25 protein-coding genes are annotated in these 24445 nt (G+C 65.3%); 18 read left to right on the top strand and 7 right to left on the bottom strand.

Going from position 1 to position 24445, the window contains the following annotated elements:
- Window positions 1-352: 352 nt before the first annotated feature.
- Window positions 353-1333, top strand: a complete 981-nt coding sequence (locus QX121_RS08225) for a fatty acid desaturase (RefSeq protein ID WP_315811634.1) — start codon at window positions 353-355, stop codon at window positions 1331-1333.
- Window positions 1334-1525: 192 nt separating this feature from the next.
- On the opposite strand, the gene QX121_RS08220 is transcribed toward QX121_RS08225, so the two are convergent.
- The 3 genes from QX121_RS08220 to ilvD all read right to left on the bottom strand — a co-directional run bounded on the left by QX121_RS08220 (window position 1526) and on the right by ilvD (window position 5007).
- Window positions 1526-1822 (bottom strand): hypothetical protein, encoded by a 297-nt coding sequence (locus QX121_RS08220; RefSeq protein ID WP_315774273.1) that lies wholly within the window; start codon window positions 1820-1822, stop codon window positions 1526-1528.
- A gap of 161 nt (window positions 1823-1983) precedes the next feature.
- Complete coding sequence (locus tag QX121_RS08215) at window positions 1984-2949, bottom strand: amidohydrolase family protein (RefSeq protein ID WP_315774258.1); 966 nt, start codon at window positions 2947-2949, stop codon at window positions 1984-1986.
- Between the two features lie 216 nt (window positions 2950-3165).
- Window positions 3166-5007 carry a dihydroxy-acid dehydratase gene (gene ilvD / locus QX121_RS08210; RefSeq protein WP_315737333.1) on the bottom strand — a complete coding sequence of 614 codons (1842 nt, stop codon included), beginning with the start codon at window positions 5005-5007 and terminating at the stop codon, window positions 3166-3168.
- A gap of 321 nt (window positions 5008-5328) precedes the next feature.
- Here ilvD and QX121_RS08205 point away from each other — a divergent pair, with 321 nt between their 5' ends.
- Together QX121_RS08205 and QX121_RS08200 are read left to right on the top strand one after the other, a co-directional pair.
- On the top strand, window positions 5329-5694 hold the full coding sequence (locus tag QX121_RS08205) for a copper resistance protein CopC (protein WP_315737334.1): 366 nt from the start codon (window positions 5329-5331) through the stop codon (window positions 5692-5694).
- Between the two features lie 2 nt (window positions 5695-5696).
- Window positions 5697-7355 (top strand): copper resistance D family protein, encoded by a 1659-nt coding sequence (locus QX121_RS08200; RefSeq protein ID WP_315811615.1) that lies wholly within the window; start codon window positions 5697-5699, stop codon window positions 7353-7355.
- A 6-nt stretch (window positions 7356-7361) separates the two neighbouring features.
- Here the strand turns inward: QX121_RS08200 and QX121_RS08195 are convergent, their stop codons facing one another.
- Together QX121_RS08195 and QX121_RS08190 are read right to left on the bottom strand one after the other, a co-directional pair.
- Window positions 7362-7868, bottom strand: a complete 507-nt coding sequence (locus tag QX121_RS08195) for a DUF3455 domain-containing protein (RefSeq protein ID WP_315811614.1) — start codon at window positions 7866-7868, stop codon at window positions 7362-7364.
- Window positions 7869-7966: 98 nt separating this feature from the next.
- Complete coding sequence (locus QX121_RS08190) at window positions 7967-9181, bottom strand: NADP-dependent isocitrate dehydrogenase (RefSeq protein ID WP_315737337.1); 1215 nt, start codon at window positions 9179-9181, stop codon at window positions 7967-7969.
- Between the two features lie 300 nt (window positions 9182-9481).
- Here QX121_RS08190 and QX121_RS08185 point away from each other — a divergent pair, with 300 nt between their 5' ends.
- The 4 genes from QX121_RS08185 to QX121_RS08170 all read left to right on the top strand — a co-directional run bounded on the left by QX121_RS08185 (window position 9482) and on the right by QX121_RS08170 (window position 13353).
- The gene (locus tag QX121_RS08185; protein ID WP_315811613.1) at window positions 9482-10681 is read left to right on the top strand and encodes a TrmJ/YjtD family RNA methyltransferase; all 1200 of its coding nucleotides are present in this window, start codon (window positions 9482-9484) and stop codon (window positions 10679-10681) included.
- Between the two features lie 245 nt (window positions 10682-10926).
- Window positions 10927-11772 carry a hypothetical protein gene (locus tag QX121_RS08180; protein WP_315779734.1) on the top strand — a complete coding sequence of 282 codons (846 nt, stop codon included), beginning with the start codon at window positions 10927-10929 and terminating at the stop codon, window positions 11770-11772.
- Between the two features lie 207 nt (window positions 11773-11979).
- Window positions 11980-13098: a DUF2336 domain-containing protein gene (locus tag QX121_RS08175; RefSeq protein ID WP_315737340.1), complete on the top strand. Its 1119-nt coding sequence runs from the start codon at window positions 11980-11982 to the stop codon at window positions 13096-13098.
- Window positions 13099-13137: 39 nt separating this feature from the next.
- Window positions 13138-13353, top strand: coding sequence for a hypothetical protein (locus QX121_RS08170; protein ID WP_315811612.1), 216 nt, complete (start codon window positions 13138-13140; stop codon window positions 13351-13353).
- A 238-nt stretch (window positions 13354-13591) separates the two neighbouring features.
- On the opposite strand, the gene QX121_RS08165 is transcribed toward QX121_RS08170, so the two are convergent.
- Window positions 13592-14272: a TetR/AcrR family transcriptional regulator gene (locus QX121_RS08165; RefSeq protein ID WP_315737342.1), complete on the bottom strand. Its 681-nt coding sequence runs from the start codon at window positions 14270-14272 to the stop codon at window positions 13592-13594.
- 257 nt (window positions 14273-14529) lie between these two features.
- On the opposite strand from QX121_RS08165, the gene QX121_RS08160 reads away from it, so the two are divergent.
- The 8 genes from QX121_RS08160 (at window position 14530) to QX121_RS08125 (ending at window position 21753) form a co-directional block, all read left to right on the top strand.
- Window positions 14530-15072: an OsmC family protein gene (locus QX121_RS08160; protein WP_315737343.1), complete on the top strand. Its 543-nt coding sequence runs from the start codon at window positions 14530-14532 to the stop codon at window positions 15070-15072.
- 34 nt (window positions 15073-15106) lie between these two features.
- Window positions 15107-16228, top strand: coding sequence for an acyl-CoA dehydrogenase family protein (locus QX121_RS08155; protein WP_315811611.1), 1122 nt, complete (start codon window positions 15107-15109; stop codon window positions 16226-16228).
- Between the two features lie 50 nt (window positions 16229-16278).
- Window positions 16279-17154, top strand: a complete 876-nt coding sequence (locus tag QX121_RS08150) for a sulfurtransferase (protein ID WP_315811610.1) — start codon at window positions 16279-16281, stop codon at window positions 17152-17154.
- A gap of 96 nt (window positions 17155-17250) precedes the next feature.
- Window positions 17251-18636, top strand: a complete 1386-nt coding sequence (locus QX121_RS08145) for a CmpA/NrtA family ABC transporter substrate-binding protein (RefSeq protein ID WP_315811609.1) — start codon at window positions 17251-17253, stop codon at window positions 18634-18636.
- A 211-nt stretch (window positions 18637-18847) separates the two neighbouring features.
- Entirely contained in the window at window positions 18848-19687 is an 840-nt protein-coding gene (gene ntrB, locus QX121_RS08140; RefSeq protein ID WP_315737347.1) for a nitrate ABC transporter permease, read from the top strand.
- A 158-nt stretch (window positions 19688-19845) separates the two neighbouring features.
- Entirely contained in the window at window positions 19846-20748 is a 903-nt protein-coding gene (locus tag QX121_RS08135) for an ABC transporter ATP-binding protein (RefSeq protein ID WP_315811608.1), read from the top strand.
- Between the two features lie 50 nt (window positions 20749-20798).
- Window positions 20799-21287 carry a cyanase gene (gene cynS / locus QX121_RS08130; protein WP_315779742.1) on the top strand — a complete coding sequence of 163 codons (489 nt, stop codon included), beginning with the start codon at window positions 20799-20801 and terminating at the stop codon, window positions 21285-21287.
- 112 nt (window positions 21288-21399) lie between these two features.
- Window positions 21400-21753 carry a gamma-glutamylcyclotransferase family protein gene (locus QX121_RS08125; RefSeq protein ID WP_315811607.1) on the top strand — a complete coding sequence of 118 codons (354 nt, stop codon included), beginning with the start codon at window positions 21400-21402 and terminating at the stop codon, window positions 21751-21753.
- A gap of 55 nt (window positions 21754-21808) precedes the next feature.
- Here the strand turns inward: QX121_RS08125 and QX121_RS08120 are convergent, their stop codons facing one another.
- Window positions 21809-22129 (bottom strand): DUF1476 domain-containing protein, encoded by a 321-nt coding sequence (locus tag QX121_RS08120; protein WP_315798246.1) that lies wholly within the window; start codon window positions 22127-22129, stop codon window positions 21809-21811.
- Between the two features lie 311 nt (window positions 22130-22440).
- Between QX121_RS08120 and purC the strand changes: the two genes are divergently transcribed.
- The 3 genes from purC (at window position 22441) to purQ (ending at window position 24354) form a co-directional block, all read left to right on the top strand.
- Window positions 22441-23208 (top strand): phosphoribosylaminoimidazolesuccinocarboxamide synthase, encoded by a 768-nt coding sequence (gene purC / locus QX121_RS08115; RefSeq protein ID WP_208866972.1) that lies wholly within the window; start codon window positions 22441-22443, stop codon window positions 23206-23208.
- A 13-nt stretch (window positions 23209-23221) separates the two neighbouring features.
- Window positions 23222-23464 (top strand): phosphoribosylformylglycinamidine synthase subunit PurS, encoded by a 243-nt coding sequence (purS, locus tag QX121_RS08110; RefSeq protein ID WP_315759032.1) that lies wholly within the window; start codon window positions 23222-23224, stop codon window positions 23462-23464.
- Between the two features lie 188 nt (window positions 23465-23652).
- Window positions 23653-24354: a phosphoribosylformylglycinamidine synthase subunit PurQ gene (gene purQ, locus QX121_RS08105; protein WP_315779744.1), complete on the top strand. Its 702-nt coding sequence runs from the start codon at window positions 23653-23655 to the stop codon at window positions 24352-24354.
- Window positions 24355-24445: the final 91 nt, after the last annotated feature.

Below are 24445 nucleotides of genomic sequence, written 5' to 3'. Positions count from 1 at the left end.
GTTAAGTTCATTGATCCGCCGCATGCGCTCTTTACCCGTCTCCTGACGGGCGTCCACGTCCCAGACTTTCTCTTCCAGAGCGGTTCGTTGTCAGGCGCACGATGAACCATTTGGCTTCGACGGCGGTTAAACCGACGATAGCTCGTGATTTCGAACTCCTGCAGCCTGTTCGGCGGTCCGCAGGGGTCCATTTGGCCGCGGTCTCGCCATGCGCGATCGCCAAGAACACAAGGTGGAGACGACATTGCAGTTCGATCAGCCAGTCGCGATGGCGATTGTGCCGCCCAAGGACCGCGCCACGCTGCGCGCCGGCGATAACGAGGGCCGCGCCGCGGCCGATGCCCGCTACTGGATGCAGATTCTCAGCAGCTACCGCACGCCAAACCGCCTGCGCAGCGTGACCGAGCTGGTGATCACCGCCGTGCCGCTGGTGGCCCTGTGGACGGCCGCCTGGTTCGCGTTCTCGCTCGGCCATGCCTGGGCTTCGTTGCTCATCGCGATCCCCGCCGGCGGTTTCCTGGTGCGTCTGTTCATGATCCAGCACGATTGCGGCCATGGCACCTTCTTCGCCGGGCGTCAGGCGAACGACTGGGTCGGCCGTGTCCTCGGTGTGCTGACCCTGACGCCCTACGACTGGTGGCGGCGCACCCATGCGATCCACCACGCCACCAGCGGCAACCTCGATCGGCGCGGAATCGGCGACATCGATACGTTGACCGTGCGGGAATATCAGGCGCGGTCGGCCTGGGCGCGGCTGCGCTACCGGCTGTACCGCCACCCGCTGGTCATGTTCGTGGCAGGGCCTGCGTATTTGTTCTTCCTGCAGCACCGTCTGCCGTTCGGTCTCATGCGGGCCGGCTGGTCGCCCTGGATCAGCACGATGGCCACCAATTTCGGCATTGCCCTGGTGGTTGCCGGGCTGATGTGGCTCATCGGCATCCAGGCGTTCCTGGTCGTGCATCTCCCGATCATGCTGCTCGCCGCCATGGCCGGCGTGTGGCTGTTCTATGTCCAGCATCAGTTCGAGCACACCGTCTGGGAGCGGGACGAGCGCTGGACGATGCAGCAGGCCGCGCTCTACGGCAGCTCACACTACGACCTGCCGGGATGGCTGCACTGGCTGACCGCCAATATCGGCATCCACCACGTCCACCATCTCTCGAGCCGGATTCCCTATTACCGGCTGCCGGTCGTGCTGCGCGATCATCCCGAGCTGCGCGAGATCGGCCGCATCACGCTGCCGGAGAGCCTGCGCTGCGTCCGGCTGGTGCTGTGGGACGAGTCGCAGCGCCGGCTGGTGTCGTTCCGCGAAGCCAGGATGGCGAGGCGCTAAAGCCCCGGGAATCGTAGGGTGGGCAAAGCGACGCCGTCAGGCGGCGCGTGCCCACCAACGGCGCCGGTGCGTGACAGCGGTGGGCACGGCGCGCGATACTGCGGTGCAAGCCGAGATCGCGGTGGAGCGCGCCTTTGCCCACCCTACGATTGCTTCGCTGCGCCGCTGCGCTCGCCCGCCCTGCGGACTGATTTACTTGTCGTTGACGTCGAAGCGTGCGCCGCAGGCATGAAAATGGTTGTCCGTCGTCTCTCCATCAGCATCATAGATGTAGAGCGTGACGGGACATCGCTGTGCGTTGGCCCATTGAATGGCCTCGCAAACAGATAGGCCTTCTCTCTTGTCGTAATCTACGACCAGGGACACCGGAGCCTCGTCGGCTTGGTCGGCGTCGGCGCAGCTGTTGTCGTGCTCGACGGCCTCGACGATGGCTGTCACGAATTTCCAACGGTAGGGACGACTGCGCCGATCAATCACATTCCAAATCATGAGCACCTATGGTTCTCGGTGTGGTGTAGCTCTGAATTGCTTCGCTGCGCCGCTGCGCTCGCAATCAAAGTATGTAGGGCGGATTAGCGGAGCGTAATCCGCCAATGGGCGGCGTAGCATCGTGCGGCGGGTTACGCTGCGCTAACCCGCCCTACGGATTTTCAGAACCCATACAGCCGCGCCGGATTGTCGACCAGGATCTTCTTGCGGATCGCGGCATCGGGGGCCCAGACCGGCAGCTGGTTCATCAGGCGGCCGTCGTCGATCGGATAGAACGGCCTGATATCCGTGACCTTCAATTCGGGATGCGGCGACGAATCCGGGTGGGGCCAGTCGGTGCCCCAGACGATGCGATCGGGGTTGGCTTCGATCAGGGCCTTCGCGAACGGGATCACGTCCGCGTAGTCGGGGCCGCGGGTCGAGGCGCGATAGGCGCCGGAGATCTTTACATAGGCCTTGCCGCTGCGGACGAGCTCGACCAGATCGGCAAAGCCCGGCTGCCCGAGGCCGAGATCAGCCTGCGCGCCGCCGAAATGATCGAACACGGCCGTCACGGGCGATTGCATCACGAGGTCCTTGATGGCCGCGATCATCGCCGTGTTGGTGTAGAGCTGGACATGCCAGCCGCGCGCCTTCATCCGCTCGACCGCGACATGGAAGCGGGCGCGGCCGACATTGGGGTCGTTGATGCCACCGGTCGCGAGATTGAGGCGGATGCCGCGGAAGCCCTCGGCATGCATGGCATCCAATTGCGCCTCGGTGGTCTTGTCGTCGATGACCGCGACGCCGCGCGCGTCATTGCCGCGCGCCTTCATGCCGTACAGCGTCGCAGAGTTGTCGGTGCCGTAGACGCTCGGCGTCACGATCACCACGCGCTGGATATGTAGAGCCTTGTGCAGCGCCGCCATCTCGTCGGGCAGGGCCGGCTCCGGCGTGTAGACCCGGCTCGCCGCAAACGGAAATTTTTCGGGGTCGCCGTGGATGTGGGTGTGGCAGTCGCAGGCCTGTGGCGGCACGTCGAAATCGACCGGGGTCGAAGGTTGCGCCGGCTTGGCGCGCGCGGCTGTCGTGGTCATCGTCACTCCGGCGGCAAGCGAGGCGAGCAGCAGGCTGCGGCGGTTCAGCATGGCGATCCTTCCCAGGGCTTGGCGCGTGCATTGTGGCTGACGCGCTCATTGTCGATGAAGGGAGCCTGAACCCGCTGTCGTCAGTGGGCAAGAACGAAGTGCGGCATGGCTGTTCGCAGGACGAGAGCGAGACGAGGAAGTCTATGGTGAGGCCGCGGCCGCCGGCCGCAGCAACCGGTCGGAAAGGACCGGTGCTGCCGACCGAACAGATCGGTCTTACTCCTTGACGATGCGCACCGCGCCCTTGGCGGCGCTCGACGCGAACGCCGCATAGGCTTTCAGCGCGGTCGAGACCTTGCGGGCGCGCGTCTTCGGCTTCCAGGCTTGATCGCCCTTCGCCGCCATCGCTGCGCGCCGGTTGGCGAGCTCCTCATCCGACACTGCGAGATGGATGGTGCGGTTGGGGATGTCGATCTCGATGCGGTCGCCGTCCTGGACGAGGCCGATCAGGCCGCCCTCGGCAGCTTCCGGCGAGACGTGGCCGATCGAGAGCCCCGAGGTGCCGCCGGAGAAGCGGCCGTCGGTGATCAGCGCACAAGCTTTGCCGAGGCCCTTCGACTTCAGATAGCTGGTCGGATACAGCATCTCCTGCATGCCAGGGCCGCCGCGCGGGCCCTCATAGATGATGACGACGACGTCGCCTGCCTTGATCTTGTTGGTCAGGATGGCTTCGACCGCGGCGTCCTGGCTCTCCATGACGCGCGCAGGGCCGGAGAACTTCAGGATCGAGGCATCGACGCCCGCGGTCTTCACGATGCAGCCGTCGCGCGCGATGTTGCCGGTCAGCACGGCCAAGCCGCCGTCCTTGGAATAGGCGTGCTCGATGTCGCGGATGCAGCCTTTCTCGCGGTCGAGATCGAGCTCCTCGTAGCGGCGGTCCTGGCTGAAGGCGACCTGCGTCGGCACGCCGCCGGGCGCGGCTTGATAGAAGTTCTTCACGCTCTCGCTCGCGGTCCGGCGGATGTCCCAACGCTCCAGCGCAGCCGCCAGCGAAGTCGAATGCACGCTCGGCAATTCCGTGTGCAGCAGGCCGGCGCGGGCGAGCTCGCCGAGGATGCCCATCACGCCGCCGGCGCGATGCACGTCCTCCATGTGCACGTCGGCCACAGCGGGCGCGACCTTGCACAGGCAAGGGACCTTGCGCGAGAGGCGATCGATATCCGTCATGGTGAAGGGGATTTCCCCCTCATGCGCGGCCGCGAGCAGATGCAGCACGGTGTTGGTCGAGCCGCCCATCGCGATGTCCAGGCTCATCGCGTTCTCGAACGCCTTGAAGTTGGCGATGTTGCGCGGGAGCACGGATGCGTCGTCCTGCTCGTAATAGCGGCGGGCGAGGTCGACGACGAGATGGCCGGCCTCGACGAACAGTCCCTTGCGGTCGGCATGGGTCGCCAGCACCGAGCCGTTGCCGGGCAGGGACAGGCCGAGCGCCTCGGTCAGGCAGTTCATCGAGTTCGCCGTGAACATGCCGGAGCAGGAGCCGCAGGTCGGGCAGGCCGAGCGCTCCATCACCTCGACATCTGCGTCCGACACCTTGTCGTCGGCGGCGGTCACCATGGCGTCGATCAGATCGACCTTGCGCAGCTTGCCCGCGATGTTGACCTTGCCGGCCTCCATCGGGCCGCCCGAGACGAACACGGCCGGGATGTTGAGCCGCATCGCGGCCATCAGCATGCCAGGGGTGATCTTGTCGCAGTTGGAGATGCACACCATGGCGTCGGCGCAATGCGCGTTGACCATGTATTCGACGCTGTCGGCGATCAGCTCGCGCGAGGGCAGGCTGTAGAGCATGCCGTCATGGCCCATCGCGATGCCGTCGTCGACGGCGATCGTGTCGAACTCCTTGGCGACGCCGCCGGCCTTCTCGATCTCCCGCGCGACCAGCTGGCCGAGATCCTTCAGATGCACATGGCCGGGCACGAACTGGGTGAAGGAGTTGACGACGGCGATGATCGGCTTGCCGAAATCCTCGTTGGTCATGCCGGTGGCGCGCCACAGGCCGCGGGCGCCGGCCATGTTGCGGCCATGGGTTGATGTGCGGGAGCGATAGGCGGGCATGACGGTTTCCTTAGGCGTTCCTCGGGATCAGGCAATGTTGGTCCGCGGGCGGAAGGGTCCCGACAACCGACGGACGGCAATGATGCGGCGAGGCATACAGCGAAGTGCTTGATGATTCGACCCTAAATTTCGCTGTTCCGGGATGCCCTCCGGGCAGGGCCGGGGCCTCGTGCCGCTCCCGCAGGTTCCGGCCGGCCCCGGTCACGCGTTTGTGGCTACGTCGGGAACAGGAAGGTCGCTTAGATTAGAACGGTCGAGTTTTGTTCGTCCCGGTCTTGTCCCCGAACGTCCCTGCCGCAGCCTCCGCCGCCCGCGCGTCCCATGCCGTCCGTCATCCGCTTCCGCCACCTGCCGACCCTTGCCGCGCTGCTTCTGGGCGTTCCCGGCGCCGCCTCGGCCCATGCCATCATCGTCTCGTCGCAGCCCGCGGCGGGCGGGACCATCGAGACGCAGCCGACACTGATCCGGCTGCGCTTCAACAGCCGCATCGATCACGCCCGCTCGCGGCTGAAGCTGCGCGCGCCCGACGGAGCCGAGCAGGCGCTTACTCCGGCAGCCGACGCGCCGGCCGACGAGATCGACGCCGAGGCCAAGGCGCTCAGCCCCGGCGCCTGGCATCTGCAATGGCAGGTGCTCAGCGTCGATGGCCACATCACCCGTGGCGACATTCCTTTCAACGTGCGCTAGCCGTGTCGCTGTTGCTCGACATCTTCGGCTATCTCTCGGTGGTGCTGCGCGGCCTGACCCTGCTGGCACAGTCCTTCACGATCGGCGGCTTGGCATTTCTGCTGTTGCTGCTGCGCCCGCTGCAGGACAGGCTGTCCGCTGACGCGATCGTGGTCGGCAAGCGCGGCCAGCGTTTCCTGCGCCGAAGCGCATTCGGCTGGTTCGCGGTCGTGCTGGCCTCGCTCGCGGTCAACATGGCGGCGCTGATCGGGACGCTCGACCTGTCGCTCGGCGCGGCGGCGAGCGCGGATTTCGCCCGCTCCGGCATGGCCGTTGCCGCCTGCGCGCTCGGCATCGCGGTGCTCGCCCGGACCGGCGGTTGGGCCGCCTGGCGCGTCGTGGCGCTGACTGTGCTGACCGTCTCAGCGCTGCTGCTGCAGCTCAACCTGACGCACGCGGCGAGCCGGCTCGAGGTACGCTGGCCGCTGCTCGCCGCCGACTTCCTGCACATGCTCGGCGCCGGCGTCTGGATCGGCGGCCTGCCGTATTTCCTGATGGCGCTGAACGGCTGCAAGGCGGATGACGATCAGCGCCTGATCGGGCGGCGCTACTCGCTGATGTCGATGGTCTCGGTGGCAGCCATCGTGATCGGCGGCACCGTGATGGCGATCGCCTATCTCGGCGCGTTCGCGGCGATCTACGGCACCGCTTACGGCGTCATGACCTCGGCCAAGGTCGCGATGCTGCTGATGCTGCTCGCGCTCGGTGCAGCCAACTTCTTCGCCGTCGCGCGCTTGCGCCGCCGCGATCCCGCGGCGCCGCTGCTGCGCATGAGGCGCTTCGTCGAGGTCGAGCTCGGCATCGGGCTGACGGTGCTGCTCACCGCGGGCTCGCTGACCTCGCTGCCGCCGGGCATCGATCTCAGCCAGGACCGGCTGAGCTGGCAGGAGATCGTCGCGCGCGCCGCGCCGCAATGGCCGCGGCTGACGAGCCCCTCGGTCGACCAGCTCACGATCTCGCAGCTGCAGGCCAGGATCGATGCCGCCGACGCGCAGCGCGTGACCGCGCCGCAGGCCTATGTCCCCGGCGAGGGCGTGATCCTGCCGCGCAGCGCCGCCGACATCGCCTGGTCGGAATACAACCACCATTGGGCGGGCATCTTCGTCGTGCTGATCGGCGTGCTCGCGCTGATCGAGCGCTTCGCCTGGGGCCGCTGGGCCCGGCACTGGCCGCTGTTGTTCCTGGGGATGGCGGCGTTCCTGTTCCTGCGCGCCGACGAGATGGTCTGGCCGCTCGGCCCGATCGGCTTCTTCGCCTCGTTGCGCGATCCCGAAGTGGCGCAGCACCGGCTGTTCGTGGTGCTGATCATTCTGTTCGGCCTGTTCGAATGGCGGGTGCGGCTGCGCGGGCAGGCGGCGGGCCGGGCGGCGCTGGTGTTTCCGCTGACGGTCGCCGCCGGCGGCGCGCTGCTGCTGACGCATTCGCACGCCATCGCCAACATCAAGGACCAGCTGCTGATCGAGATGAGCCACACGCCGCTGGCGCTGTGCGGCATCACCGCCGGCTGGGCGCGCTGGCTCGAGCTGCGCCTGGACGGCCGCATCAGCCGTGCCGCCGCCTGGGTCTGGCCGGTGGCCTTCGTGCTGGTCGGGCTGATCCTGCTGGATTATCGCGAGGCGTAACGAGCCTCACTCCTTCCGCAGGAAGACGTAGTCCGCGGAATAGGCGACGCTGCGGAATTGCCCGGCGGTGTCGCAGGCGCCCTCCAGCTTGCCGCCCGACGTGTTGATCCGCTGCACCGTGGTGACGTCGGAGAGCACGCCCTGAGCGCCGCGGTGAGAAATGACGGCGAGCTTCAGCCAGGGAATGTCGTTGTCGGTGGCGCCGATCGCGGTGCCTTGCACCCGGCCGCCGACGATCGAGCCGTCCTGGTGCTCCCAACTCGGGCCGGCGTAGTGCCGGCCGACGGTCTTGCCGTCCGCGAACAGGGTGGCGATCGGCTCGCGGAAGGTCCAGGCGAGCTTGCCGTCCTTGTCGGTCTTGCAGTCGTAGACCTGCGCGCCCTCGGCATGCAGCGTCAGCACGGCCTTTTCGCCGGCCGCAACCAGCGCATCGGGAATCGTGGTCTCCGCGGCGTGGGAGGAGCCGATCTGGGCCCCGAGCAACAGCAGGGCGAGCGATGAGGTCAAGCGCATGATCAGGTTCCTCGACGGCAGGGGAAAACGGAAACGGGCCACGCTGGTGGCGCGGCCCGTTGATAGGTGACGAAACCAGAAGGCGAAAGTGGGGAAACTTACGCCGCCATCGCCTTGGTGAGGTTTTCCGCGATCTTGTCGAGGAAGCCGGTGGTCGACAGCCAGCGCTGGTCGGCGCCGACCAGGAGTGCAAGGTCCTTGGTCATGTAGCCGGACTCGACGGTGTCGACGCAGACCTTCTCCAGCGTGGCGGCGAACTTCGCCAGCTCGGCATTGTTGTCGAGCTTGGCGCGGTGCGACAGGCCGCGGGTCCAGGCGAAGATCGAGGCGATCGAGTTGGTCGAGGTCTCCTTGCCCTTCTGGTGCTCGCGGAAATGGCGGGTCACCGTGCCGTGGGCGGCCTCGGCCTCGACGGTCTGGCCATCCGGGGTCATCAGCACCGAGGTCATCAGGCCGAGCGAGCCGTAACCCTGGGCCACGGTGTCGGACTGCACGTCGCCGTCATAGTTCTTGCAGGCCCAGACATAGCCGCCCGACCACTTCAGCGCCGCGGCGACCATGTCGTCGATCAGGCGGTGCTCATAGGTGATCTTCTTGGCCTCGAACTTGTCCTTGAACTCCTTCTCGTACACCTCCTGGAAGATGTCCTTGAAGCGGCCGTCATAGACCTTGAGGATGGTGTTCTTGGTCGACAGGTAGACCGAGTAGTTCTTGGCGAGGCCCATGTTGAGCGAGGCGCGGGCGAAGTCGTAGATCGACTCGTCGAGGTTGTACATCTCCATCGCGACGCCGGCGCCCGGCGCCCTGAAGACTTCCTTCTCGATCACGGTGCCGTCGTCGCCGACGAACTTCATCGTCAGCACGCCCTTGCCGGGGAATTTGAAGTCGGTGGCGCGGTACTGGTCGCCATAGGCGTGGCGGCCGATGATGATCGGCTTGGTCCAGCCGGGGACGAGGCGCGGCACGTTCTTGCAGATGATCGGCTCGCGGAACACGACGCCGCCCAGGATGTTGCGGATGGTGCCGTTCGGCGACTTCCACATCTCCTTGAGGCCGAACTCCTTCACGCGCGCCTCGTCCGGGGTGATGGTGGCGCACTTGACGCCGACGCCGACCTTCTTGATCGCGTTGGCGGCATCGATCGTGATCTGATCGTTGGTCTTGTCGCGGTTCTCCATCCCCAGGTCGAAATACATCAGGTCGATATCAAGGAAGGGGTTGATCAGCTTGTCCTTGATGTACTGCCAGATGATCCGGGTCATCTCGTCGCCGTCGAGCTCGACGACCGGGTTGGTCACCTTGATTTTTGCCATGATCGATGGGGCCTCTTGGGAACAGCGCGCCAGGAGTGGAAAGCGCTTGTGAAATCAAGCGCGTCATAGCACTGCTGCACCGCGGGCGGAAGCGCACCCGGTATGCGCCCGGTGCTGATTTTCGCAGCCCGCTCATGCGGTGGGCAACGGCGGCTGCCGGCCGGTCTGCAGGTTCGAGCAAACCCTAAAATTCTTGGCTAAGCCGATTATTTTGCTTGAGAATTCTCTCCGGTCAGGTCAACGGAGCGGGCAGGGCGCGCCGCGGGCGCTTCAACCGGATTCAGAGGGCGAGGATTGAGCGTGTCGGGCACCGACAAGACCAAGGTGGGATTGGAGATTGCAGGCCCGGTGGTGATCCTGGTCGAGCCGCAGCTCGGCGAGAACATCGGCATGGCCGCGCGCGCCATGGGCAATTTCGCGCTGTCCGAGCTGCGCCTGGTCAATCCGCGCGACGGCTGGCCGAACATCGCCGCCCAGCGGGCGGCCGCCGGGGCCGACCACATCATCGATCATGTCCGGCTGTTCGACACCCTGCCGGAGGCGATCGCCGACCTCGACCTCGTCTTCGCGACCACCGCCCGCGCCCACGACCAGGCCAAGCCGGTGATGGGGCCGGAAGCGGCCGCCCGCGAGATGCAGAGCCAGATCGCCGCTGGCGGCCGGGCTGGCATCCTGTTCGGCCGCGAGCGCGCGGGCCTGACCAACGAGGAGGTCGCCCGCGCCAACCGCATCGTCACCTATCCGGTCAATCCAGGCTTTGCCTCGCTGAACCTCGCCCAGGCGGTGCTGCTGATGGGCTATGAATGGTTCAAGCTGGTGACATCTGGCGCGCTGCCCTTCGCGATGCCGGAGCGCTCCGAGCGCGCCTCCCAGGATCAGATGGAAGCGTTCTTCGAGAATCTGGTGCGCGAGCTCGACCGGGTCGAATTCCTGCGGCCCGCCGAGAAGCGCGAGACCATGCTGGTCAATCTGCGCAACATCTTCTTCCGCATGGAGCCGTCGCGGCAGGACATCCACACCCTGCACGGCGTGGTCATGGCGATCGCCGAGGGGCGCAAGGGGCCGGCCAAGGGCGGCGTGCTCGACAGCGAGCAGGCGACGCGTCTGCGCGCCCTGATCGCCGAGCAGGGCACGGTGGCGAACCTGCCGGATTCGCGCGGCTCGCTGCGCGGGCTGGCGCGGCTGCTCCGCCGCAACCCGACCGACGCCGAGCGCGCGCTGTGGCACGCGCTGTCGCGCGACCGCCGCTTCGCCGGCCAGTTCAAGCGCCAGACCCCGGTCGGCCGCCACATCCCGGACTTCGTCTCCTTCATCCACCGCCTGGCGATCGAGCTGGTGGGCCCCGACGAGAGCGAGAGCGTCGTCGCCGACCGCAGCGCGCGGCGGGCGTGGCTGGAAAGCCGCGACTACCGCGTCACCGAAGTGAAGGCGGCGGATGTCGAAGGGAATCTCGAGGCCGAGCTGGTGCGGCTTCAGGCGCTCATCGCCGAAGCGAAGTAGCTGACGGTCGCATTGCCGGCTGCATGGCGCCGACTGCCAGCTCCCCGCGTGAGCGCAATCGCCGATTGAGCCGTCGCGTGGCTCACACCGCCGTAGCAGTTGATTCCAAACAGCCAGGGCAGGCCGAGTCTGCGATCCCGTTTACACCGGCTGAAGGATGATTTGCGATCGCAATTCCAGATTGTGGTTTGCCCGATCGGTTTTGGTTAGATCGCAGCACAAAGAGCAAGACCAAGGGGGCATTCATGACTACGCGACGATGGCGCTCGTTTCTGTGTTGTGCGTTGATCATCGGTTCGATCTTCGGCTTGTCGGCAAGCGCCCACGCAGCCGGCGCGAAGCGGTGCACGACCGCGGCCGATCTCGGCGCCGACGAGCGCATCGCCGGCTGCACTGTCGTGATCGAGCACGGCAAGCCGGCGACGCCGCAGGTGATCGAGGCCCGTTTCGCGCGCGCCGGAGCCTATTTCCGCAAGGGAGATGTCGAGCATGCGATCGACGACTACAAGATCGTCATCGAGCAGTCCTCGGCCGGTCTTCTTGCCGCATTCGATCGCGCCGCTCCTGATCTGCGCGAGAGCGAGCCGCAGCCGGGGTCGGGTTTCGGGCGGGCGTTCGGGCGCAACGGCTACCGGGCGCAAGCCTATCGCGCGCTGGGGATCGCAAGCTTCCAGGCGGGTCTCCTGGAGCAGTCGCACGACGATTTCAGATGGCTCAGCGAGATCGATCCCCACGATGCCGATGCGGCCCTGTGGCTGGATCTGGCCCGCCGCCGCGCCGGCCTGCCGAGCGAGCTCGCCGACCACGCGAAGCGGCTCGACATGGGCAAATGGCCGGCCCCGATCGTCCGTCTCTTCCTCGGGCAGGAGACGACAGAGGCTGTGCTTGCGGCGGCCGACCGTGGTGCTCCCGCCACGCGCAGGGCACGGCGTTGCGAGGCGAGCTTCTTCGCCGGCGAGCTGATGCTCGACCAGAGTCGTGAGCGTGATGCCATGCAATTGATCGACCGCGCTCTCGCCGAGTGCCCGTGGACATCGCGCGAACGCTCGGTCGCGGAGTCCGAGGCGCGCGCGCTCCGCGTCATGCCGTAGGCCTCCTGCGTCGCTCGCGCGGGAAGAACGGATCGGCGCGGCGATCGCGCCGCGACCGGATCCCCGGCCGCATGCTTAACGCGCGCGTGCGCATTTGAGTGAAAATGCCCGGTCAAATCCGCACGGCGCGGGTTACGGAACGCTCGGGTTCGAACGCTATGATCTGCGCATTGCCCTTTCATCGTTGCAACTGTGCGGCCTTTCATCATGAACGAAACCAGATCGGTGTTGCGGGACCTCGAGGATGCGATTGCGCGGGGGACCGCGGACAGCCGCGAGCGCGCGCTGTGGCATGCGACCGACCTGCTGATCGCGGGGCGCTACTGCGAGGAGGAGATCGCCACCTTCGGCGAGGTGATCGGCCGGCTCGCCGACGAGATCGAGATCGAAGCGCGCGCCAAGCTTGCGGATCGCCTCGCCAGGATCGAATATTCGCCGGCCAGCGTCATCCGCAAGCTGGCCTTCGACGACGAGATCTGGGTCGCCGGTCCAGTGCTGCGCGAGTCCGAGCGGCTCGATGACGCCACGCTGGTCGAGAACGCCAGCACCAAGAGCCAGGACCATCTGCTCGCGATCGCCGAACGCCGAACGCTGAGCCCGGCGGTGACCGACGTGCTGGCCACGCGCGGCAACCGTGACGTCGCCACGGCGGTGGCGCGCAATCAGGGCGCCCAGTTCTCCGGTGCCGGTTTCCTGCACATGGTCCAGCGAGCAGAGAACGACTCGATCCTCGCCGAGCATCTCGGCCGCCGGCTCGACATTCCCCGCCATCTGTTCCAGCAGCTCATCGCCAAAGCTTCGGACGATGTCGGCAAGCGGCTGGCCGGGGAGCGGCCGGAGCTGCTTGGCGAGATCAGTAGCTCGGTCGCCAACATCGCCGGCGACCTGCAGTCGAAGTTCGGCCCCGGCTCGCGCAACTACTTCGTCGCCAAGCGCACCGTGACGATCCAGCACCGCCTCGGCAATCTGCACGAGAGCACCATTGCCAGCTATGCGACGGCACACAAGGTCGAGGAGGTGACGATCGGCCTCGCGCTGCTGTCGGGACTGCCGGTCGACGTCGTCGAGCGCGCCTTGTTCGACCGTAACCGTGAGATGCTGCTGATGCTCGCCAAGGCGCTTGGCTTTACCTGGGATACGATGATGGCGCTCGCCTTTCTCGGCGCCCGCGAACATCGCATCACGGCCGGCGAGCTGCAGGAGCTGGAGCGCGACTATGCCAAGCTCCAGTCGCAGACGTCGCGCAGCGTGCTCGAATTCTATCAGTCCCGCAAGAATCCAGGCAAAGGCGGCAAGGCGTCCGCGCCGCGCGCCGCGGCGTATTGAACCTGCAGCGACGGACGGAGGTGATCGCGGATGAGCGGCATGGGATTTCCTCTTCGCGGAGAGCAACGGCTCGGCCATCGCGAGGCGCCTGCGGACGGCGCGGCAGTCGATGCGGTCTGGCATGTGCTCGAAGCGGCCAACGAGCTCGGCGACGAGGCTGCGGTCGCCGCCTGCCGCCGCGTGATCGATTCGAGCCTGAACGGCGCAGTCGCGGATCAGGCCGACGTGAAGCTTGTGACAGACTACTTCCGCTAGTTCGATTGATGGCTTTGCACGGGGCGCTCCGCGGCGTCACGAGTTGACAGCTCCGTCCTCCCCGTCCATTCCGCCGTCATTCCGGATTCAATCGCCAACGCGCTTGCGCGTTGGCGATTGAATCCGGAATCTCGAGATTGTGAGGAATGGACGCAAGACAAGATAGAGATTCCGGGTTCAAGGCCTGCGGCCTTGCCCCAGAATGACGGTGGGTGGGACTCAGGGCGAGCAGGCCGCTTCACACAGCGGCGAGCTGCGTGTCCGGCTTGCCGAGGCGCTTTCCCGTCTTGTGCTTCGCCGGCTCGATCAGCGCCTTCGCGGCCAGCCCGGCCGTGTCCGCGACCTCGGGATTGCGTGACACCATCGCCGCCACGATCGCGCCGTCGATCAGCAGTGCGAGCTGATGCGAGAAGCTCTCCGGCTCGGCAGCGCCCATCTCACGGGCGAGCTTCTCGATATGCGCCAGCACCACTTTCTTGTGGCGCATTGCAATGGTGCGAAACTGCTTCTGGTCCTTGTCGTGCTCGCCGACTGCATTGATGAAGGGACAGCCGTAGAAGCGCTCCTCGCCGAACCAGCTCTTCAGCGCCGGAAAGATGCGTGCCAGCTTGGTCTCGGCGTCACCGCCGCCGCTCTCCATTTCCGCGATGAACCATTCACGCCACTGCTTGCCTTCGCTTTCGAGCACGGCGGTGACGAGCGCGGTCTTCGATCCGAACAGCTTGTAGAGCGTGGTCTTCGCGGTGCCCGCCTCGCTGATGATCGCATCGATGCCGGTGGCATTGATGCCGTTCTTGCAGAACAGCCGCGTGGCGGCGCCGAGCAGACGGCCGCGCGCGGATTCGTCATCGCTGGCCGCGATCGTCCTTGCGATCGCCTGCTTCTTGCCGGTTTGTTTGCCCGCAGCTGACTTGCCCATGTGTACGAGCTTAATCGCTGTGCGCGTGAGTCAGCAAGGCTGCTGATGCGGTCGAGGCAGCGTTGCGCTCAATTTGATCGCTGGAGGCGGCATTCTGCATCGCGCTTGGGCAGCGGCTGGGTCGTGGCGGGGCGCCGCTCGCCGCCCTGATCGCGTAAGCCGCGAGGATCATTCCGGCTTTTGATTTTCGGCCTCTCTGGCACGCTTCGTGCAGGATACAGACCGTTCGGTATCCTCATCCCAGGGAGAGAAATGAGATGACCGCTGTGGTTCAGAAGACGGCGCTGACGGGCTGCCTCGCACCCATCGACAAGAACGGGCTCGAACAGCTCATCGTCAACGGCAAGGCCAACCCCAAGGTCATCAAGACCCTGAAGTGCAAGACCGTGGCGGAAGGCAAGTTCCGCCACGCCAACTATATCCGCAACCTCGCGCCCTACATCGTCGACGAGCCGCCGGGCCTGCTCGGTGACGACACCGCGCCCAATCCGTCGGAGGCCTCGCTGGCCGCGCTCGGCTCCTGCCTTGCGGTGGGTTTGCACGCCAATGCCGTGCATCGCGGCTGGACCGTCAACAAGCTCGAGCTGGAGCTCGAGGGCGACCTCAACATCACCGCCGTCTGGGGCACCGGCGACGTCAGCGAGAAGCCGGTCGGCTTCACCGACGTGCGCGTCAAGGTCGACATGGAGTGCGAAGGCATTTCCAAGGAGGAGGTCCAGGCCCTGGTCGACCACGTGAAGAAGTGGTCGCCCGTCGCCAACACCTTCACGCGGCCTGTCAATCTCGAGGTCGGCGTCTGAGCCTGGCTCGAGGCCATGTGGAGCGGAGGACGTCATGGGTTCACTCGGACAGCATCTGGCGATCGACAGTGCGGGCGTGATGCCCGTGCCGTCGACCGTGGAGCAGGTCGCGGCGATCGCGCGCAACGAGCTTGCGCCGCTGGCCAGCGGAATCGACGCCGGAACGGTGTATCCGGCTGACGTTCTCCGCCGCTTCGGCGAGGTCGGCGCGTGGAGCAGCCACGTGCCGGACAATGGCGCGGCGGATCTCAACTGTGCGATCGATGCCATCGGCGCGATCGGCGAGGTCTGCGGCGCTTCCGCCTTCATGGCGTGGTGCCAGAACACGCTGGTCTGGTACATCGCCAATTCGGACAACAAGGCGCTCAAGAAGCGTCTGCTCGACGATGCCGCGAGCGGCAGGCTGCTCGGCGGCACCGGCCTTTCCAACCCGATGAAGAGCTTCTTCGGCATCGAGAAGCTCAAGCTGAAGGGCCGGAAAGTGGAGGGCGGCTATGTCGTGCGCGGCGTGCTGCCCTGGGTCTCGAACCTCGGGCCGGACCACATGTTCGGCACGATCTTCGAGCGCGAGGATGCGCCCGGCGAGATCGTGATGTTCATCGTCGACTGTTCGGACCCGGCGGTGACGCTGCAGCCGTGCCAGCAGTTTCTCGCAATGGACGGCACCGGCACCTACGGCATCCAGCTCCGCGACCTGTTCGTGCCGGACGAGCTGATTCTAGCAGATCCCGCTGGCCCCTTCGTGAAGAAGATCCGCGCCGGCTTCATTCTTCTGCAGGCCGGCATGGCGCTCGGCCTGATCAGGGACTGCATCAAGATCATGCAGGAGGTCGAGGCGCCGCTCGGCCACGTCAACCGCTATCTGCCGCAGCAGCCGGTCGACTTCAGCGCGCTCGCCGATGAGCTCGCACGGGAGACCATGATCCTCGCCAGCGATCCGTTCAACACGGACGAGACCACCTGGCGCAAGGTCGTCGCGCTGCGCCTCCGGGCCGGGGAGGCCAGCGTGGCTGCGGCTCACGCCGCGATGCTCCATTGCGGAGCGCGCGGCTACATCAAGGGCAATCGCGCCGAACGTCGCCTGCGCGAGGCCTATTTCGTCGCGATCGTCACCCCCGCGACCAAGCAGCTCCGCAAGATGCTCGCCGACGGCTGACGCCGGCGAGAACGGCAAACCAACAAAGTTTAGACCAGGAGAGGCCTGCCATGACGGACGTTCTGATTACTGCCGGCGAACTCGCTGATTTCATCAAGAAAGAACCGTGTGTCGTCATCGACACCCGCAATCCGGATGCCTATGGCGCGGGACATCTTCCCGGCGCGGTCAACGTCCATGAAATCTTCACCTATCTCGCGACGTCGACGCCGGAAGGCATCGAGGAGCTGAAGACGAAATTCGCCGACGCGTTCGGCGCCGCCGGCCTGTCGGGTGCCGAGACCGCCGTCGTCTACGAGCAGTCGATGAACTCCGGCTTCGGCCAGTCCTGCCGCGGCTACTTCCTGCTGACGATGCTGGGCTATCCCAAGATCAAGGTGCTGCATGGCGGCTACGATGCCTGGGTTGCCGCAGGCATGGCCGTGACCACCGATGTGCCGTCGCCGGCCAAGGCCTCGTTCGCGATCGTGCCGGAGGCGGGCAGCATCCTGATCGACGCCAAGGCCATGCTGGCGGCGGTCGGCAATCCCGCCATCGCCATTCTCGATGTCCGCGATGTCGACGAGTGGATCGGCGATTCCTCCTCGCCCTACGGCAAGGATTTCTGCCCGCGCAAGGGCCGCATCCCCGGCGCCGTCTGGCTCGAATGGTACCGCATGATGAAGCCGACCGCCGAAGGTCCGCGCTTCAAGTCGAAGGACGAGATCCTCGCCGAATGCGCCACCGTCGGCATCTCCCAGGACACGCCGGTCTATCTCTACTGCTTCAAGGGCGCGCGTGCGTCGAACACCTTCCTCGCTCTGAAGAACGCCGGCGTGAAGGATGTGCGGATGTATTTCGGCTCGTGGAACGAGTGGTCGCGCGACCCGTCGCTGCCGATCGAGGAAGGTCTGCCGATGCCGGCGATGACCAGCAAGGCGGCATAGAAGCTGCATGTTATGCACGTCCGGCCGCTGAAAAATGCGGCCGGATGAGCAGTTCGAAGGCGCAGTTCGCGCAGGTGTGACAAAGGGGCGCAGCACATGTCGATTTTCGATGATCCGTTCGATGCCGAGGCCAGCGTGAATGCCGGTTGTATCTGCGGCCAGCATCGCAGTCCGGCCGAGCACGAGCACGCCGTGCGGACGCTGCGCTGTGAGCCCGTGGCGGACTCCACCGAGAAGCGTTACGAGAACGTGGTCGCGTCAGCCGTGCTGCGCGCGGTGTTTCCGGAAGCAGCCACCCGTCGCGCGTTCCTGAAGTCGGTGGGCGCCGCCACCGCGCTCGCCGCGGTCTCACAATTCTTTCCGCTGAAGACGGCGACCGAAGCCTTTGCCGAAGCGGGCGCGCCCGAGAAGAAGGATCTCAAGGTCGGCTTCATCCCGATCACCTGCGCGACGCCGATCATCATGGCCGCGCCGCTCGGCTTTTATGCCAAGGCCGGCCTGAACGTCGAGGTCGTGAAGACCGCCGGCTGGGCCGTCATCCGTGACAAGACCATCAACAAGGAATACGACGCCTCGCACATGCTGGCACCGATGCCGATCGCGATCTCGCTCGGACTCGGCGCGCAGCCAATCCCGTTTACCGTGCCCGCGATCGAGAATATCAACGGGCAGGGCATCGTGCTTGCGATGAAGCACAAGGACAAGCGCGACCCGAAGGACTGGAAGGGCATGAAGTTCGCCATTCCGTTCGACTATTCGATGCACAATTATCTCTTGCGCTACTATCTCGCCGAGCACGGCATCGATCCCGACACCGACGTGCAACTGCGATCGGTGCCGCCGCCGGAGATGGTCGCGAACCTGCGCGCCGACAACATCGACGGCTTCCTCGCGCCGGACAACATCTGCCAGCGTGCGATCTTTGACGGCGTCGGCTTCCTGCATATTCTCTCGAAGGAGATCTGGGACGGTCACCCCTGCTGCAGCTTCGCGGCGAGCCGCGAGTTCATCACGGCCGCGCCGAACAGCTTCGCTGCGCTGACCCGCGCCATCGTCGATGCCACCGCCTATGCGTCGAAGGCCGAGAACCGCAAGCAGATCGCCGAGGCGATCGCGCCGGCCAACTACATCAACGCGCCGGTGACGGTGCTGGAGCAGGTGCTGACCGGCACCTATGCCGACGGCCTCGGCGGGGTGAAGACCGATCCGAAGCGCGTCGATTTCGATCCGTTCCCGTGGCAGTCCTTTGCGGTGTGGATGCTGACCCAGATGAAGCGCTGGGGCCAGATCAAGGGCGACGTCGACTACAAGGCGGTCGCCGAGCAGATCTATCTCGCCACCGACACCCGCAAGGTCATGACCGACATGGGCCTGACGCCGCCAAAGGACTCCTACAAATCGTTCTCGGTGATGGGCAAGCCGTTCGACCCGACCAAGCCGGACGACTACGTCGCCAGCTTCAAGATCAAGAAGGCGTCGTGATGGGGGCGACGAGGGCGACGCTGCCGACCCCACCCATGGTGATGAACACGCCGCCAACCACACCACCGGTGTCGTCCCCGCGAACGCGGGGACCCATACGCCGTGACCTGTCTTGGGGCAGGGGCGGTAGCGACAATCGTTTCCATCAACTGCCGACGGTGGCTATGGGTCCCTGCGTTCGCAGGGACGACAGCGTGGGTGGAGCGATGTCATGACCGCCTCACTCCGCCTGCGCGCCGCCGTCGTCTCGATCTTTCTGCTCGCCGTCTTCCTCGGCGCCTGGCATATCGCCACCCGCAGCACGGGCACGGCTGCCAACATGAGCCCCGAATACGCCAAGCTGATGGGCATGACAGCGACGCAAGGCAAGTCGGCGATGCCCGGGCCGCTCGATGTCGGCGCCAAGCTGTGGGAGCATCTGCGGCGGCCGTTCTACGACAACGGTCCGAACGACAAGGGGCTCGGCATCCAGCTCGCCTTCTCGCTCGGGCGGGTCATGCTCGGCTACCTGATCGCGGTCGCGGTCGCGATCCCGCTCGGCTTCCTGATCGGCATGTCGCCCTTGATGAGCAAGGCGCTCGATCCGTTCATCCAGATTCTCAAGCCGATCTCGCCGCTCGCCTGGATGCCGCTGGCGCTCTACACCATCAAGGATTCCAGCCTGTCGGCGATCTTCGTGATCTTCATCTGCTCGGTTTGGCCGATGCTGATCAACACCGCCTTCGGCGTCGCGAGCGTGCGCAAGGAGTGGATCAACGTCGCCCGCACCCTCGAGGTCGGGAATTTCCGCCGCGCCTTCACCGTCATCCTGCCAGCGGCGGCGCCGACGATCCTGACGGGCATGCGGATCTCGATCGGCATCGCCTGGCTCGTGATCGTCGCCGCCGAGATGCTCGTCGGCGGCACCGGCATCGGCTACTTCGTCTGGAACGAGTGGAACAACCTGTCGATCACCAACGTGATCATCGCGATCCTGCTGATCGGGCTCGTCGGCATGGTGCTGGATCAGATCCTGGCCCGCGTGTCGCGGCTCGTGACGTTTCCGGAGTAGGGCATGATCAGGCGAACTGCTGCAAGGTGCGCAACTCCGTTCCCCTCCCCCTTGCGGGGAGGGGTTAGGGGTGGGGGTGCCCCACGCACGAGTCTTCATGGGGGACCCCCCTCCCTGACCCTCCCCCACACGGGGGGAGGGAACGGAAAGGCCTTCCTATGACCGACAAGTTCATCTCCATCGAAGGGATCGCCAAGCGCTACAACGGGGCGCGCAGCACGACGATCTTCGAGAACCTCTGGCTCGCGATGGCGCGCGGCGAGTTCGTCTGCGTGATCGGCCATTCCGGCTGCGGCAAGACCACGGTGCTGAATGTTCTTGCCGGCCTCGACGTGCCGAGCGAGGGCGCCGTCATCGTCGACGGCCAGGCGATCGAGGGGCCGAGCCTCGACCGTGCCGTCATCTTCCAGAGCCACGCGCTGCTGCCATGGCGGACGGTGCTCGGCAATGTCGCCTATGCAGTCTCGTCGAAGTGGCGCAAATGGGACCGCGCCAAGGTCAAGGCGCATGCGCTGAAATATATCGAGCTCGTCGGCCTCGCCGGCTCGGAGCACAAGCGGCCGTCGGAGCTGTCCGGCGGCATGAAGCAGCGCGTCGGCATTGCCCGCGCGCTGTCGATCACGCCGAAGATCATGCTGATGGACGAGCCGTTCTCAGCGCTCGATGCGCTGACGCGCGGCACGCTGCAGGACGAGGTCCGTCGCATCTGCGTCGAGACCGGCCAGACCGTGTTCATGATCACCCACGATGTCGATGAGGCGATCTATCTCGCCGACAAGATCGTGCTGATGACCAACGGGCCGGGCGCGGTGCTGGCGGAGATCGTCGAGAACCCGCTGCCGAAGGACCGGCTGCGCGGCGACCTGCACCGCCATCCGCTGTACTACGCGCTGCGCAACCACATCATCGACTTCCTGGTCAGCCGCAGCAAGACCTTCACCGCCGAGACGCCCGATTACGACCCGCGCAAGGTGCCGGTGGTGAAGATCGGGCGCAGCGAGCCGACGATCGTCGCGTCCAACCCGGTCGAGAACGACGCGCCGCAGGCGATCGCCCGCTGACGCCCAGCCGGAAGAAACCCATCAACGAAGACTCTCAAGGGAGACCAAGCATGAAGCGATCCGACCTCACCGAGAAGCTGCTCGATATCAAGCGCGAGAAGGGCTGGAGCTGGAAGTACATCTGCGAGACGATCGGCGGCTATTCCGAGGTGCTGATCGTCGGCGCCATCCTCGGCCAGATGAAGCTGACCAAGCCGCAGGCCGCCAATGCGGGCGAGCTGTTCGGCCTGTCGAAGTCCGAGATCGCGATGCTGAACGAGACGCCGATGCGTGGCGAGGGCGTGCAGATGCCGCCGACCGATCCGCTGATCTACCGCTTCTACGAGCTCGTGATGATCAACGGCCCGGCCTGGAAGGAGCTGATCCAGGAGGAATTCGGCGACGGCATCATGTCGGCGATCGATTTCGACATGGTGATGGAGCGCCTGCCCAATGCCAAGGGCGACCGCGTCAAGATCACGATGTCGGGCAAGTTCCTGCCGTACAAATATTACGGCGCCAGCGGCAACGTGCCGGAATATGGATTTAAAGAGGAATAGCGAGCAGGGAATAGCGAGTAGCGAATAGAACGACATCCTATTTGCTGCTCGCCATTCACTCTGGTGTCAGATATGTCTATCCGCGATTGGCCAGATCGCGCGGAGACTGCGCTTGAGCGTCATCCAGACCACGTTCCTGTTCTCCTATGGCACGCTTCAGCTCGAAAGCGTTCAATTGAAGTCTTTCGGCCGACGTCTCGTCGGGCGTGCCGATTCGATGCAGGGCTTCAGAAAGAGCTTCATTGAGATCACGGACCCGGATGTGCTCGCCAGCAGTGGAGAGCAGTTTCACCCTATCGTCGTGCCGAGCGACGATCCTGACGATGCCGTCGACGGAACGGTGTTTGAAATCACGGCAGCCGAACTGCACGCAGCCGACCAGTACGAGGTGGCCGATTACAAGCGGGTAGATGTGGTGCTGCGCTCCGGCACTCGCGCGTGGGTGTACGTCAAAGCAGGCGAGTAGCGAAGAGGGGACGGACATCCCCATTCGCTACTCCCAAGCCGCTATTGGCCTCGCACTATCCCGCCTTGATCTGGGCGACCGCGGTCGCCAGCAGCTCGCTCATCTTGGCGCGGACCTCGGCCTCGGTAACGGAAGCGCCCTTGGCGGTGAGGTCGCCCAGCACCTTGCGCAGCACGTCGGCATCGCCCGCTTCCTCGAAATCGGCCGCGACGACCTCCTTTGCGTAGGCGTCGGCGTCAGCGCCGGACTTGCCGAGCTTTTCGGCTGCCCACAGGCCGAGCAGCTTGTTGCGGCGGGCTTCTGCCTTGAACTTCAATTCCTCGTCATGGGCGAATTGCTTCTCGAAGGCGTCCTCGCGCTTGTCGAACGTGGTCATGGTCGGAACTTCCAGTGTTGCCGAAGAGGGTTAACCGCGCAGGCGGTTGCGGGGCGGTGGCCGCACGCCTAAATAATTGGAACATCTTGCCAATACAACGGGTACGAGGCCGCAGGGAAGGGCGGTAAAACTCCGCTCCCGAGGCCCGGATCGATTGTGCTCGGGACACCAATGAGATAGGTTTCCCACAGGCCCGGTTCTCGTTCTGTTTCCTTAACATCCGGGCCCTCGCGGCAGCTCCGTCGTGGTCCTGTCCAAAGTCATCCGGAGCCCACCATTTCATGGATTTCAACAAAACACGGTACATCCCAATGAGCCGTCGGCGTCGCATTTATGAAGGCAAGGCCAAGGTCCTGTACGAAGGCCCCGAGCCGGGCACCCTGATCCAGCACTTCAAGGACGACGCCACCGCCTTCAATGCCAAGAAGCACCAGGTGATCGAAGGCAAGGGCGTCCTCAACAACCGCATCTCGGAGTACCTGTTTCAGCACCTCAACGACATCGGGGTACCGACTCACTTCATCCGCCGGCTCAACATGCGCGAGCAGTTGATTCGCGAGGTCGAGATCGTGCCGCTCGAGGTCGTCGTTCGAAATGTGGCGGCGGGCTCGCTGTCGCAGCGCCTCGGCATCGAGGAAGGCACCCAGCTGCCGCGTTCGATCATCGAATTCTATTACAAGAACGACCAGCTCAACGACCCCATGGTGTCGGAGGAGCACATCACCGCGTTCGGCTGGGCGACCCCCCAGGAGATCGACGACATCATGGCGCTCGCCATCCGCGTCAACGACTTCCTGACCGGGCTCTTCCTCGGCATCGGCATCCGCCTCGTCGACTTCAAGATGGAGTGCGGCCGGCTGTTCGAGAACGAGATGATGCGGATCATCGTCGCCGACGAGATTTCCCCCGATTCCTGCCGGCTGTGGGACATCAAGTCGAACGAGAAGCTCGACAAGGACCGCTTCCGCCGCGATCTTGGCGGCCTTCTGGAGGCCTATACCGAGGTCGCCAAGCGGCTCGGCATCCTGATGGAGAACGAGCGTCCGGTGGGCTCCGGTCCGGTTCTCGTCAAGAGCTAAAAGGGAACAAGACGTGAAAGCGCGTGTCACGGTGACGCTGAAATCCGGCATCCTCGATCCGCAGGGCAAGGCGATCGAGGGCGCCCTCAAATCGCTCGGCGTCGACGGCGTCGCGAGCGTGCGCCAGGGCAAGGTGTTCGACATCGAGCTCGAAGGCGCCGACAAGGCCAAGGCGGAGGCCGCCCTGAAGGCGGCCGCCGACAAGCTGCTCGCCAACACGGTGATCGAGAATTACCGGGTGGAGCTGCTGGGATAGGGCAATGGCCGTGACCGAGCGCGAGATCTACGAGCGACTGCTGGAGATCTCGCGTGATCTGGTCCTTGTCGAACATTCGGTCGATGAGCTCCTTGCCGGCGTGCGAGCGTTGAACAGGGAGTTCTCGTCAGACTCAAACACTCTCGCGTGGCCGCGAGGGAGCGATCCTCGAGCAAGCACGTAAGATCATGAAATCCGCCGTTCTCGTCTTCCCCGGCATCAATCGCGAGCGCGACATGGCGCGCGCGCTGCGCATGATCTCCGGCCATGAGCCGGCGATGGTGTGGCACGCCGAGACGTCGCTGCCGAAGGGCACCGATCTCGTCGTCGTCCCCGGCGGCTTCTCCTATGGCGACTATCTGCGCTGTGGCGCGATCGCGGCCAGGGCACCTGTCATGGATGCGGTGCGCGACCACGCCGCCAAAGGCGGTCTTGTGCTCGGCGTCTGCAACGGCTTCCAGATCCTGTGCGAATCCGGCCTGCTGCCGGGCGTGCTGATGCGCAACGACAAGCTCAAGTTCATCTGCAAGGACGTGCATCTGCGGGTCGAGCGCTCCGACTCGCCGTTCACGCGCGGCTACAATGCCGGCCAGGTGATCCGCGTGCCGGTCGCCCATGGCGAGGGCAACTATGCAGCCGACGAGGAGACCCTGAAGCGCCTCAATGGCGATGGCCGCGTGCTCTATCGCTACTGCTCGGCCGATGGCGAGGTCGGCGACATCAGCAACATCAACGGTGCTGCGCATTCCATCGCCGGCATCGTCAACGAGAACGGGAATGTGCTTGGCATGATGCCGCATCCCGAGAATCACGTCGAGGACATCATGGGCTGCACCGACGGTCGCGGCCTGTTTGCCGGTCTCGTCGCCCATCTCGATCGCGCGGCCTGAAGGCCGTTCATCGAAATCGTTCCGTAGCTTTTTTCTCGCGCCGCCCGGCAACACCGGGCGGCTGTTTGCGTTGTCCGCCCGATTCCATGGG

The sequence above is a fragment of the Bradyrhizobium sp. SZCCHNR2028 genome (genome assembly GCF_032380995.1).
GTDB lineage: Bacteria > Pseudomonadota > Alphaproteobacteria > Rhizobiales > Xanthobacteraceae > Bradyrhizobium.
Note: the sequence above shows the minus strand (reverse complement) of the source record. Positions and strands in the feature narration are given on the sequence as shown.

What these genes read in the sequence shown, in the direction of transcription:
- QX121_RS08225 (WP_315811634.1), top strand. Translation starts at nt 353, where the DNA reads ATGCAGATTCTCAGCAGCTACCGCACGCCAAACCGCCTGCGCAGCGTG.
- QX121_RS08220 (WP_315774273.1), bottom strand. Translation starts at nt 1,822, where the DNA reads ATGATTTGGAATGTGATTGATCGGCGCAGTCGTCCCTACCGTTGGAAA.
- QX121_RS08215 (WP_315774258.1), bottom strand. Translation starts at nt 2,949, where the DNA reads ATGCTGAACCGCCGCAGCCTGCTGCTCGCCTCGCTTGCCGCCGGAGTG.
- ilvD (WP_315737333.1), bottom strand. Translation starts at nt 5,007, where the DNA reads ATGCCCGCCTATCGCTCCCGCACATCAACCCATGGCCGCAACATGGCC.
- QX121_RS08205 (WP_315737334.1), top strand. Translation starts at nt 5,329, where the DNA reads ATGCCGTCCGTCATCCGCTTCCGCCACCTGCCGACCCTTGCCGCGCTG.
- QX121_RS08195 (WP_315811614.1), bottom strand. Translation starts at nt 7,868, where the DNA reads ATGCGCTTGACCTCATCGCTCGCCCTGCTGTTGCTCGGGGCCCAGATC.
- QX121_RS08190 (WP_315737337.1), bottom strand. Translation starts at nt 9,181, where the DNA reads ATGGCAAAAATCAAGGTGACCAACCCGGTCGTCGAGCTCGACGGCGAC.
- QX121_RS08180 (WP_315779734.1), top strand. Translation starts at nt 10,927, where the DNA reads ATGACTACGCGACGATGGCGCTCGTTTCTGTGTTGTGCGTTGATCATC.
- QX121_RS08175 (WP_315737340.1), top strand. Translation starts at nt 11,980, where the DNA reads ATGAACGAAACCAGATCGGTGTTGCGGGACCTCGAGGATGCGATTGCG.
- QX121_RS08170 (WP_315811612.1), top strand. Translation starts at nt 13,138, where the DNA reads ATGGGATTTCCTCTTCGCGGAGAGCAACGGCTCGGCCATCGCGAGGCG.
- QX121_RS08165 (WP_315737342.1), bottom strand. Translation starts at nt 14,272, where the DNA reads ATGGGCAAGTCAGCTGCGGGCAAACAAACCGGCAAGAAGCAGGCGATC.
- QX121_RS08160 (WP_315737343.1), top strand. Translation starts at nt 14,530, where the DNA reads ATGACCGCTGTGGTTCAGAAGACGGCGCTGACGGGCTGCCTCGCACCC.
- QX121_RS08155 (WP_315811611.1), top strand. Translation starts at nt 15,107, where the DNA reads ATGGGTTCACTCGGACAGCATCTGGCGATCGACAGTGCGGGCGTGATG.
- QX121_RS08150 (WP_315811610.1), top strand. Translation starts at nt 16,279, where the DNA reads ATGACGGACGTTCTGATTACTGCCGGCGAACTCGCTGATTTCATCAAG.
- QX121_RS08145 (WP_315811609.1), top strand. Translation starts at nt 17,251, where the DNA reads ATGTCGATTTTCGATGATCCGTTCGATGCCGAGGCCAGCGTGAATGCC.
- ntrB (WP_315737347.1), top strand. Translation starts at nt 18,848, where the DNA reads ATGACCGCCTCACTCCGCCTGCGCGCCGCCGTCGTCTCGATCTTTCTG.
- QX121_RS08135 (WP_315811608.1), top strand. Translation starts at nt 19,846, where the DNA reads ATGACCGACAAGTTCATCTCCATCGAAGGGATCGCCAAGCGCTACAAC.
- cynS (WP_315779742.1), top strand. Translation starts at nt 20,799, where the DNA reads ATGAAGCGATCCGACCTCACCGAGAAGCTGCTCGATATCAAGCGCGAG.
- QX121_RS08120 (WP_315798246.1), bottom strand. Translation starts at nt 22,129, where the DNA reads ATGACCACGTTCGACAAGCGCGAGGACGCCTTCGAGAAGCAATTCGCC.
- purC (WP_208866972.1), top strand. Translation starts at nt 22,441, where the DNA reads ATGAGCCGTCGGCGTCGCATTTATGAAGGCAAGGCCAAGGTCCTGTAC.
- purQ (WP_315779744.1), top strand. Translation starts at nt 23,653, where the DNA reads ATGAAATCCGCCGTTCTCGTCTTCCCCGGCATCAATCGCGAGCGCGAC.